Annotated in this window: 11 protein-coding genes and 1 tRNA gene; all 12 read left to right on the forward strand. The window is 60.5% G+C overall.

The window, feature by feature from the left end; translation table 11 throughout:
• Positions 1–114 precede the first annotated feature (114 nt).
• The 12 genes from OXG98_10265 to OXG98_10320 all read left to right on the forward strand — a co-directional run bounded on the left by OXG98_10265 (position 115) and on the right by OXG98_10320 (position 11462).
• Complete coding sequence (locus OXG98_10265) at positions 115–1149, forward strand: rod shape-determining protein (GenBank protein MCY3772387.1); 1035 nt, start codon at positions 115–117, stop codon at positions 1147–1149.
• A gap of 1 nt (position 1150) precedes the next feature.
• Complete coding sequence (gene mreC / locus OXG98_10270; GenBank protein ID MCY3772388.1) at positions 1151–1966, forward strand: rod shape-determining protein MreC; 816 nt, start codon at positions 1151–1153, stop codon at positions 1964–1966.
• 54 nt (positions 1967–2020) lie between these two features.
• Positions 2021–2524 (forward strand): rod shape-determining protein MreD, encoded by a 504-nt coding sequence (gene mreD, locus OXG98_10275; protein ID MCY3772389.1) that lies wholly within the window; start codon positions 2021–2023, stop codon positions 2522–2524.
• Positions 2499–4319 (forward strand): penicillin-binding protein 2, encoded by a 1821-nt coding sequence (gene mrdA, locus OXG98_10280; GenBank protein ID MCY3772390.1) that lies wholly within the window; start codon positions 2499–2501, stop codon positions 4317–4319. Before mreD ends, mrdA begins: the two co-directional genes overlap by 26 nt.
• Before the next feature lie 18 nt (positions 4320–4337).
• A complete protein-coding gene (rodA, locus tag OXG98_10285) occupies positions 4338–5555 on the forward strand; it encodes a rod shape-determining protein RodA (GenBank protein ID MCY3772391.1) in 1218 nt (405 codons plus the stop codon).
• A 32-nt stretch (positions 5556–5587) separates the two neighbouring features.
• Positions 5588–6421, forward strand: coding sequence for a prolipoprotein diacylglyceryl transferase (lgt, locus tag OXG98_10290; protein ID MCY3772392.1), 834 nt, complete (start codon positions 5588–5590; stop codon positions 6419–6421).
• 145 nt (positions 6422–6566) lie between these two features.
• Entirely contained in the window at positions 6567–7295 is a 729-nt protein-coding gene (locus OXG98_10295) for a ComF family protein (GenBank protein MCY3772393.1), read from the forward strand.
• Between the two features lie 43 nt (positions 7296–7338).
• Complete coding sequence (locus tag OXG98_10300) at positions 7339–8370, forward strand: ATP-dependent 6-phosphofructokinase (GenBank protein MCY3772394.1); 1032 nt, start codon at positions 7339–7341, stop codon at positions 8368–8370.
• A gap of 18 nt (positions 8371–8388) precedes the next feature.
• Positions 8389–9183, forward strand: a complete 795-nt coding sequence (tpiA, locus tag OXG98_10305; protein ID MCY3772395.1) for a triose-phosphate isomerase — start codon at positions 8389–8391, stop codon at positions 9181–9183.
• 42 nt (positions 9184–9225) lie between these two features.
• Complete coding sequence (gene secG / locus OXG98_10310) at positions 9226–9597, forward strand: preprotein translocase subunit SecG (protein MCY3772396.1); 372 nt, start codon at positions 9226–9228, stop codon at positions 9595–9597.
• Positions 9598–9645: 48 nt separating this feature from the next.
• Positions 9646–9729, forward strand: a tRNA-Leu gene (locus OXG98_10315).
• A 56-nt stretch (positions 9730–9785) separates the two neighbouring features.
• Positions 9786–11462: a peptide ABC transporter substrate-binding protein gene (locus OXG98_10320; protein MCY3772397.1), complete on the forward strand. Its 1677-nt coding sequence runs from the start codon at positions 9786–9788 to the stop codon at positions 11460–11462.
• Positions 11463–11635 lie beyond the last annotated feature (173 nt).

Below are 11635 nucleotides of genomic sequence, written 5' to 3' on the forward strand. Positions count from 1 at the left end.
GGTGCCTCATCGCCACCTGGCTGACTTGAAACGAAAATTGGCGTAGAGCCAGCCGGTTGTCATGCGCCAGGCCTTTTGTTTTAGAAGGGATTAATGGGAGGTAAGGGAGGTAAAATGCGTCTATCCTTGCCGAATTTCTTTTCCAACGACATCGGCATTGATCTGGGTACGGCCAACACGCTCGTCTATGTCCGCGGTAGAGGCATTGTAATCAACGAACCTTCCGTGGTGGCCGTCAACACCAAGACCGGGAAGGTCGTCGCCGTCGGGGCCGAGGCCAAAGTCATGCTCGGGAGAGAACCGCCCGACCTCAAGGCGCACCGCCCGTTACGTGATGGCGTGATCGCCGACTTCGAGTACACGGAAGCCATGATTCGATACTTCATCCGCAAGGTACTCAAGAGCTCGTTCTTCATTCGGCCCCGCGTCGTGGCGTGCATTCCTTCCGGGGTGACCGACGTTGAAATGAGGGCGGTCCGGGATTCGTCGGAGCGGGCCGGCGCCAAGGAAGTGCTGTTGATCTCCGAACCCATGGCGGCCGCGATCGGATGTTCTCTGCCCGTGGAGGAGCCGATTGGGAGCATGATTATCGATATCGGCGGCGGGACTTCGGAGATCGCCGTGATCTCCCTTGGCGGAATCGTGACGGCGAAGTCGATACGTATCGGCGGCGATGAAATGGACGAGGCGATTATCAATCATATGAAAAACGACTGCAACCTTCAGATCGGTTTCAATATGGCGGAACAAATCAAGTGGAAACTCGGATCGGCCTATCCCGTATTTGACAAGGAGCTTGAAATGACGGTCAAGGGGCTTGATCTGATCGATCGGATACCCCGTTCCGTCATGGTCGATTCCCTGGCGATCCGCAGGGTGCTTTCGCAACCGCTAGACGGGGTGATCATGGCGGTGCGGCAGACCTTGGAATCGACGCCCGCCGAACTGGCGGCCGATATCATCGATCGCGGAATCGTCATAAGCGGCGGCGGGTCCCGGCTGCCCGGCCTGGACAGGCAGATCACCAAGGAGACCAAGTTGCCGGTAAGGCTCGATGACGAGCCCATGACCTCGGTGGTTCGAGGGGCGGGAAAGATCATAGAGAACTTCGCCGCCTTCGAAAACAAGCTGAGCGTCCTTAAAGACTAGCATGTTCCGGTTTTTTTACGTCCTGTATCGTCATCGCCAGTACACCGTGTTCGGCCTCGCCATGATCATCTCGGTCCTGCTGTTGACGGCGTCTCCGCCAAGGCAGGTCAGTATCACGCGCATGGTCTGGTTGACGGTGCTGACGCCGTTTCAGGAAGCCTTCGCCTTCATCCCCTCGTATTTCAACCTGAAATCCGAAAACCAGCTTCTGCGCCAGAAGCTTGTCCAGATGCAGTTACAGGCGGTCGATCTCGAGGAACGCAGATTCGAAAACCAGCGACTGCGCGGACTGCTCAGTCTTAAAGACCGGAAGCAGTACACCTATATTCCCGCCGAAGTCATCGGCTGGAACACCGATCAGGGGTTGAACACCATGGTCATCGACGTCGGTCGTTCCGACCAGGTCCGCAAGTACATGGCCGTGGTTATGGAAGACGGCGTCCTGGGAAGAATCATCGAAGTCGGCCGGACTTCGTCCTTCGTCCAGCTGCTGACCGACAGAAACTGCCGTATCAGCGGGCTGGTCCAGCGGAGTCGGGAACAGGGTATCATACGCTACCGGAGTAACGGATTATACATGCAGTTGCCGTTGCGGTGCGACGTCCGCCTAGGAGACCGCGTGGTGACTTCCGGCCTGGGCGAAACCTTTCCATCCGGATTACCCGTTGGCCGGATCAGCCAGATCGCGCTGGGAAGCAGGAACCTGTTCAAACGGGTATCTATCATTCCGGCGGTGGATCTGAATCGTCTGGAAGAAGTGTTTGTCATCGTGGGAGAAGAAACACCCGTTGCGGTCGATTCGCTCCTGGTCCAATAAACGTGGGTTGTGGGTTTATCTAACCGGGGCCGGGATTTATGATCCAGCTATTCCATGCATCTAAAACACGCTATCCTACTATTTCTGGCGTTTGTAATCGACAGCACCTGGGGGCACGATATCGCCATTCGGGGCGTCATCAGGCCCGACTTCGTATTGATGATGCTTATCTATGGCGCGATGGGATCCGGGGCTTTCACGGGGACTATCCTGGGATTCAGCGTAGGACTATTGGAGGATTTCAACGGCCCGCCGGAGAATCTGGGACTCAACGCCATGTGCAACACGTTGATTGCATACGGTGCGGGGATTGCCGGAAACACGCTCTACCGGGACACCCTCTCCACCTTGCTGCTCACGCTGCTTACAGCCAGCATGGTCCATGCCACGATTTACTGGCTCATTTTTACCCGGTTCCAGCTGACTGAATCGGCTGCCATGCTGGTGACGGTTTCGTTGCCCTCGATGCTTTATACCATCGCGGTGGCCCTGATACTCATACTCGGTTTTACCTTTCGGCAGGGACAGATCAATGTCCGGTGGCTATTCCCAGAATGACAACCCCGCGCACCGGGGCCAGTTGTATCTGTTTATCGGCATAGTCACCGCACTTTTTCTGCTGCTGGCCGTTCGTCTGTTTTATTTTCAAATAATCTCAGGCGAGGAGTACCGGGCACATTCGGAACGGAACAGGATTCGGCCCGTCGTGCTCGAGGCGCCGCGAGGACTGATTCTGGACCGAAACGGCGTTGTCCTGGCGGAAAACAGGCCTACCTATACCATCGCGGCCGCGCCATTCGAGACGTCCGACGAAACCGTGGGTTATCTGGGGGAACTGATCGGAGGGGACGCCTCAGCCATACGAAGGAGGCTCCGCGATTCATCGGTGAATCCTTTCAATCCGATTCCCGTCCAGCGGAGTGTTTCCTTTGCAATCGCGTCGCGGGTGGAAGAACACCTGCTGGAACTGCCTGGTGTAATCGTTCAGATTACGCCCGACCGGATGTACGGCATGGGTACGCTGGCAAGCCATGTGCTCGGTTACGTTTCCGAGATCAACCGGCCGGAACTGGAGGAACTGGCTGAACAGGGATATCGATCCGGCGACATTATTGGAAAACTGGGGGTGGAGAAAGCCTTTGAACGGTACCTTCGCGGCCAGAACGGCATGGAGTTCAGGGAGGTTAACGCGCGGGGCGAAGAGCTCGGCCCCCTTCCCGGCATGCCGGTTCTTCTGCCGGAAACGGGGAAGAACGTGTATCTGACCCTGGATACCAGGATTCAGGCGGTGGCCGAGGAGGCGATTCCCGACAATCTGGCTGGAGCGCTGGTCGCGATCGATCCCGCGACCGGCGCGGTGATCGCGATCGTCAGCAGGCCCGGATACGATCCCAACCTGTTTACGGAGAGAATACCCCAGGAGGTGTGGGATGCGCTTCGCGGCCATCCACTCACACCCCTGCTGGACCGGACCCGGGACGGGCAGTATCCGCCGGCTTCGACGATGAAAATCGTAACGGCCGCCGCCGCGCTGGAAGAACGAATGGTAACGCAGACCATGGTTTTCCGTTCCTGCAATCGCGGATACCGTTTCGGTAATCGTTGGGCGGGGTGCTGGACCTCCGGTCACGGCGCGATGTCGTTCAGGGATGCCATGACCCATTCGTGCAATGTCTATTTCTACCAGGTGGGACACCTGCTCGGGCTGGATCGCTGGGGACGGTACGCCCGCGGCTTCGGTTTCGGTACCTCGACCGGCTTCGATGGGGGCGCCGAACAGCCCGGCCTCGTGCCTGATGCCGGCCTCTACGATCCGGCGCTGAACCGCGCCTGGATTCCGGGGAAAATCCTGAATCTGGCGATCGGCCAGGGCGAGCTTCTTGTCACGCCCTTGCAGATGGCGACGATGATTGCCGCGGTGGCGAATGGAGGCTTGCTGTACAACCCCTACATACTCGACCGGATAGAGTCGGCCGAAGGCGAGACACTGGAAGCCGGGGAACCGGTGGTCAGGGACCGGCTGCCCGTTTCCCCGAAAACAATGCGCCTGATTCAAGACGCCCTGATTGCCGTGGTAAATGAGGGGACGGCGAGGTCGGCGCGGCTGCCCTACGCGCAGGTGGCCGGAAAGACGGGCACAGCGGAGAATCCACATGGCCTGGATCATTCCTGGTTTGTCGGGTACGCTCCGGCCGATTCGCCGCGAATCGCCGTGGCGGCTGTCATGGAGAATGCCCCTTCGGGTTCTGCCGTATCCGTCGTGAGGCGGGTTATCGATGCCTACCTTTCTCTCGAACACAAACCCGTTGCGGGCCGTGCCGGCTCCGGGTCCGGAGCATATGCCCCACCCTGAAGATTCGGTTGAGATCCCATGGAAATCCAGCTAAACCGTACACTCGTCATCATATCCGTCCTGCTGACCGCGTTCGGCATCGCCGTGATCTACAGCGCCACGCAGGATGAAACCGGCCTCGGCATGTCCCGGTACATGCTGCAGTCCATGTGGTTCCTCTTCGGCATAGGCGTCATGTACGTGACTTCGATGTTGCCCATCCGGTTCCTGCAAGCCATTACCATACCCGTTTTCGTGCTGGCGCTGGTCCTGCTCGTCATCGTGTCGGCCACGGGTACCGTCAAGGGATCCAGCCGCTGGATAAGGTTGGGTTTCATCGGCATACAGCCTTCCGAACTGGCAAAGATTGCCGTCATACTGGCACTCGCCCAGTATCTTTCCCAGGTCAGAACCGACTTCCGCCGGCCCTCGGTAATGACCATCTGCGGAATGATCGTGGCTCTGCCCGTTTTCTTCATTCTGTCTCAGCCCGATCTGGGTACGTCAATCGTTTTCGGCGCGATCTTCTGCGGCATACTGCTCTGGGCGGGATTGAGCGTCCTTGAGCTGCTGCTCATGGTTTCTCCCCTGATTGGCGTTGTAATCGGCGTAGTGAGCGGGTTCGATTGGGTCATCTGGTCGGTTTTCATACTCGTCGTGGCCGGAGTAATGTACCTGAAATGGCCGCCGCGATTCGTTACCGTGTTTCTGATCGTTACCCATCTGGGCGTCGGCCTGGGTGCGAAACCGCTCTGGGACTCGCTGCAGGACTACCAGCAACGGCGCGTCGAGACCTTTCTGAATCCCCAGGTCGATCCGAAGGGCGCGGGTTACCAGATCATCCAGTCCAAGATAGCCATAGGATCGGGTGGACTGCTCGGACGCGGTTTTCTGCAGGGATCCCAGACCAGCCTGGCGTTCCTCCCCGAGCAGCACACCGATTTCATCTTCTCCGTCATCGCCGAGGAATTCGGATTCGCCGGTTCGATCGGCGTCCTCGGCATGTATTACCTCTTCATACTCATCGGCATCTATATCTCCATGAACGTCAAGAGCCGGTACCAGAGCCTGCTGGCGGCCGGCTGCGTATCCGTTTTCACCTTTCACGTGATCATGAACGTGGGGATGGCCGTAGGTGTGCTGCCCATCGCCGGCATACCCCTGCCCTTTCTCAGCTACGGTGGCTCCTTTCTGATGACCAGCCTGATTCTGTGCGGCCTGCTGCTCAATGTCTGGCGTCATCGATTCGACTACTGATTTCCGACTTCCGCCGCGAACAAGGACAGCACATGTATCCCATACTTTTTGAAATCGGTCCATTGAGTGTACGAACCTACGGTCTATTGCTGGCCGTTTCCTTCCTGGTGGGGATTATCCTGGCGCTGAGACGGGCCAGGGCACGTGGCCTGAACCAGAACAAGATGATCAACATGAGCCTGCTCATCATGCTAGCCGGCATTGTCGGAGCAAGGATCATGTACGTCATACCCCACTGGAACGAGTTCAGCGCGAACCCCCTGGATATTATAAGTCCCTTTCAAAGCTCCGGCTCGATAGGGCTGACCGGGCTGACCATGTACGGCGGGTTCATAGCGGCCATCCTGGTATCCATACTGTACCTCCGCATGAACGGGTTGTCCGTCTGGAAGGCCTGCGACGCCTTTGCGCCGAGTATCGCCCTCGGAATCGGGATCAGCCGCGTCGGCTGCTTCATGAACGGCTGCTGTTTCGGTCTGCCCACCGAGTCCGCCCTGGGCGTCGTCTTTCCGGCGTTCAGTGCTGCGGGCTCATTCTATCCGGACGTCCACCTGCATCCCGCCCAGCTCTACAACGCGGTGCTGGGGTTCGGACTTTTCGGCCTGCTGCTCTGGCTGGACCGCAAGCCGCGATTCGACGGGTTCATCTTCGCCGTACTGCTGATCAGCGAACCCGTCACCAGGTTTTTCGTCGACCTGTTCAGGTATTATGAATCCAGCATGACGCTGGGCAGCCTGGGTGGCCTGGTCCTGTCCGTCAACCAGGGGATCAGTATCGTGTTGGTCGGTATGGGACTCCTCCTCCTGGGATGGCTCAGAAACCGCGCGGGGCAGCGGTCGGGACGGAATCGACCCCGTCGCGGGTGACGAATTCGGGCGCGGCGGTCCCGCATCTTTCAGGTTTTCTTTCCGCTGCCTGGCGCGTTGCCGGGTACCGGTCCGCCGGAAAGCTTCCGCCGATTTCGCTTGTCAGGTACGATTATCGAAGGAGTCGTCCACGCGTTAAGTGCACATGACCGTTTTTCTCGACACGTTACGCACGGCAGGCCGCACGGCGCTGGACCTGGTTTATCCACCGTGCTGCGTACTCTGCAGGGCCCGGATGTGCGATGATCAGCCGGTCATATGCGATGACTGCGGGTCCGGACTGCTTTCGATCGATGCGCCGTACTGCGAACGATGCGGCCATCCGCTGGACGCTCCGGTGGCGCCGTGTCCGGCCTGTCCGGGCCGTACCTTTTACTTCGACGGCGCTTTTTCCGGGTTCCAGTTCAACAGGCCGCTCCAGGATCTCATCCATCAGCTCAAGTACCGAAACCGCCCCGGTATCGGGCGGTTCTTGGGTTCTCTCCTGGCAAAAAGGGTTGAACGGGAAGTCGGGATTCCACATATTACGGCCGTTGTGCCCGTGCCCCTGCATCCCCTGAGAAGCCGGGAACGAGGGTATAATCAGAGCGCGCACATCGCACGGGGCATATCGGATGAAACTGGCATTCCGGTCCTGGAAAACGCCCTTGTGCGGAGCCGGAACACGCCGACGCAGACCTCTCTGAGTTCCGAGGCGCGCATGGCCAATGTCGAGGGCGTATTCGAGGTCGTCCGGGTCGAGGCGGTGCGCGACGCCACGGTCTCGCTGGTCGACGACATATTCACGACGGGGGCAACGATCAACAGTTGCGCCCGGGCCCTGCTTCAGGCAGGCGCCGAAAAGGTGTTCGCCCTGACTATCGCGCGTGCCTGAGCAAGTTCGCATCATCCTTCAGGCGGCGGGAAAGAAGATTCGCATGCACATCGGCATATTGACGGGCGGCGGCGATTGCCCGGGATTGAACGCCGCGATCCGGGCGGTGACCCGCCGGTCGATAAAGACCTACGGCTCGACGGTCGTCGGAATACGCAATGGATGGGCCGGATTGATCAATAACGACACCAGTCCGCTCAGCCTGGCCTCCGTATCCGGCATCCTGCACCGGGGCGGCACCATTCTGGGGACATCCCGGACGAACCCGATGAAGGACGAAGGCAACGTTGAACGGATCAAGGAAAACGTCAGGAAACTGGGCCTGGAAGCCGTGGTCGCCATAGGCGGCGAGGATACTCTGGGCGCCGCCGCGGCCCTGAACGAAGCCGGCATCCCCATGGTCGGCCTTCCGAAAACCATCGACAACGACATCGTCGGGACGGACATGACGTTCGGTTTCGACACGGCGGTGACGATCGCCACCGACGCCATAGACCGTCTGCATACCACCGCGGAGTCCCACCACCGGGTGATGGTCATCGAAGTGATGGGCAGGCATACGGGCTGGATCGCTATCAAGTCGGGTATCGCCGGCGGGGCGGACTGCATTCTGATCCCGGAGGTGCCGATGGACCTGGACGATGTCTGCGCGCTCGTCAAACAGCGCATCGACCGGGGCAAGACCTTCAGCCTCGTCGTGGTCGCGGAGGGTTTCACGATGAAGGACACCCCGGGCCATGTAACCCAGGATGACCAGGTCGATGAGTTCGGGCACGTACGCCTCGGCGGCATCGGAGAAGTGGTCGGCGCCGAGATCGAACGCCGGGCGCAGATCGAAACCCGGGTGACGATTCTGGGTTACATTCAGCGCGGAGGATCTCCCACGCCCTACGACCGGGTACTGGCGACGAGATACGGGGTTACCGCGGCCGACCTGGTGCACAGCGGGGATTTCGGCAAGATGGTGGCGTTGAAGGGCGCGAAGATCGGGACCGTGCCGCTGTCCGAAGTGACCGGCCGGATTCGCACGGTCGACATGGAGTTGTATGAAATCGCCCAGGTGTTTTTCGGATAGCATCCTCCCGGAGTGGATTTGACAACGGTGGCGCGCCGGCTGATCATCGCCGGCAACTGGAAAATGCATACCGACGTGGTCGACGGCGCCTCGCTGGTCGCCGAGGTGATCGAACGCACGGAATCGCTCGCCCTGGCCGCGGACCTGGTATTGTGCCCGCCATTCACCCATTTGACGGTGGCGGCCACGCAGTTGTCCGGCAGTGCCATCTCGCTGGGCGCCCAGAACATGCACCCCGCCCCGGAAGGCGCGTACACGGGGGAAGTGTCGGCCAGAATGCTGTTGACTTCGGGGTGCAGGTACGTTATATTGGGGCACTCCGAACGGCGGACGTATTTCGACGAAACGAACGAATCCGTCAACGGGAAAGTGAGGTCGGCGATTTCCGCGGGACTCACGCCGATCCTCTGTGTCGGCGAGACGCTGGAAGAGCGGGAAGCCGGCCGTACCGAGGCGGTCGTAGGCGAACAGGTCCGCCGGGGTCTCGAGGGTACGGAGCCCGGGACGGCCGACGATCTCGTCCTGGCTTACGAACCGGTCTGGGCGATCGGAACCGGAAGAGTGGCTTCCCCCGATCAGGCGGACCGGGTGCACGGTCACCTGAGGACGGTGATCGCGGATGTGTTTGACGAGGATTTCGCCGGCCGGATTCGAATTCAGTACGGAGGAAGCGTAAAACCGGACAACGCGGGCGCGTTGATGGCCCGGCCGCACATTGATGGCGCGCTCGTCGGTGGAGCCAGCCTGGATGCCTCGTCTTTCGGGGCGATCGTCCGGGCGGGAGTGGCATCGACGGCCGCTGATTCAAGCTGACGGACGGGCTGTAATCCGTTCGCCGATCGAAGGACACACACCGTGTTTACCACTGTGGTTACAATCCATGTACTGGTCTGTCTCGTTTTAATCCTGTCTGTCCTGTTGCAGTCGGGCAAGGGCGGAGGCCTGTCCAGCGCTTTTGGCGCGGGCGGTCCATCCGGCGGCATGGCCGGCCAGATGTTCGGCGGCCGGGGCGCCGCGACTTTCCTGGGTAAGGTGACGACCGTGCTCGCGACGCTTTACATGCTGATCGTCATCGGCCTGAACCTGTTGCCCGACGATGCGCAGACTATGCGGAGCATCATCCAGGAAGAAGCCCTGAGAAACCAGCAGACGTCCCCCGCCCAGGGATTGCCCGAGGCGGAGCCGGGCCTGCCCGCCGCTCCCGGGGAACAGGGATCCACGCCTTAATCCGTCGACTGTCGCGCGGCGGTCCAGCCGCCAGCGCGTCGACGTGACGCCGAAGTGGTGGAATTGGTAGACACGCTGTCTTGAGGGGGCAGTGGGAGAAATCCCGTCGCGGTTCGAATCCGCGCTTCGGCATTCCAACCTCTACTTACGTCTCACATACCCGTCCACGCAACTCCGGAAGGCGTCCCATGCGTCCGGTGCGTCTATTGGTTCCCCTGCTCGCAGGCCTGGCGATCCTGGCCGTCGTCTCCGTATCCCCCGGTCAGCCCAGCCAGTCCGGCCAAAGCCAGCGGACGAATTCGGTGGGCAAGGTCATGCCGCCGGATGCCGCGCCCCTGTCACAGCAGGTCATTCGCGTGATGAACATGGAGCCGCGCAGCATCGACTCCGGCATCCATCCCTACGACGACGAGGGGTTGGTCATGAGACCCTTCGAAATGCTGATGTGGCGCGATGAATTCATGCAGCCCGTTCCGGGGGCGGCCGAGCGCTATCAACGATCCGAGGACGGCCTGACCTGGACCTTCTACCTGCGGCCCGGCGCCCGGTGGAGCGATGGGCGTCCGGTCACCGCCCACGACTTCGTGTACACGTTCCGGCGGAACATCGATCCCGCATCGGCGAACATCTACGCGAATTTCTACTACGATTTCAAGAACGCGCGGGCGATCAACCAGGGGCTGATCGACGATGTCGAACAGCTGGGCGTGCGCGCGCTGGACGACCTGACCCTGGTCATCGAGACCGAACAGCCGACGCCCTACCTCCTGCATATCATATCGTTCCCGGATACCTTTCCGGCTCCGCGCTGGGCCGTGGAGAAGTACGGTCGTAAATGGACCGAGCAGGGCAAAATCGTTACCAACAGCGGGTTCAAGTTGGCCGAGTGGGTCTCCGGCAGTCACATAAAGTACGTGCCGGATCCCATGTACAACGGTCCCCACAAACCCTTTCTGGAGCAGGTCGTCCAGCTGTTCCGGGAGCCCGCGGCGGCCAACATCCTGCCCTACGAAAACGACGAAGTGGACATGGAGAGTGTCGACCTCGCGGAGCTTCATCGCATCCAGAGCGACCCCCGCCTCGGCCGAGAGATCGTCCGCTCGCCGAGTTACCAGACCTGGTACCTGATTTTCAGAACCCGGCAGCCGCCCTTCGACGACGTTCGGGTGAGGGAAGCCTTTACCCGGATCATCGACCGCGAGTCGATCTGCCGCGTCATTCTCCAGGGAGCGGGCATCCCGGCCTACTCGATGATTCCGCCCGGATTCGACGCCTACGCGGGACCGGAATACGAGCCGATTCAGGGGTACGATCCGGATCGGGCCCGGGAGCTGATGGCGGAGGCCGGCTATCCGCGGGGGCGTGGTTTTCCTACGGTCGAAACGTGGCTGAGGGCGCCCAATCCCATTACCCGCAGAATCGCCGAGGCGATCCAGGGGATGTTGAGAACCCATCTCGGGGTGGACATCACCTTCCGCAGCGCCGATATGGGCTCTTACATGAGCGCCCTTTTCGACTGGCAGATTCCTCTCGGATTCATCGCCTGGGGCGCGGATTACCTGGACCCGCGCAACATGCTGGACATGACCTGGCATTCCCGGCCGCGGGGGGCGCAGCGCCAGGACTGGACGAATCCCGCCTTCGACGATCTCGTGGACCGGGCGCTCGGGGAAACCGATCCCGGCCGGCGCACGGCGATGTACAGACAAGCCGAAAGGGTCCTGGTGTCCGACTACGGCGGGGCGTTCGTCTATCATCCCATCGGTTACGGCCTGCGCAAGCCCTGGTTGAAGGGGTATTCCAGGCGGCCCGACGGCACGGTGGGAAGCCTGATGTGGACCGAGGTTTACATCGGTGAACACTAGCGGCCGGGAGGGAGGAGATACATGGACGGCGATCGTATGGCGGCATCGGCTGATCAGCGCATCAACATGAGCTGCGGGCAGACGCCCCTTTCACCCGCCTGCCTCGCGGCTATCGGGGAACAGCTCGTGGAACCGGTCTACTATTCCCATTACCCCGAGGTCGAAAAAGAAAC

The organism is Gemmatimonadota bacterium (assembly GCA_026706345.1).
GTDB lineage: Bacteria > JAAXHH01 > JAAXHH01 > JAAXHH01 > JAAXHH01 > JAAXHH01.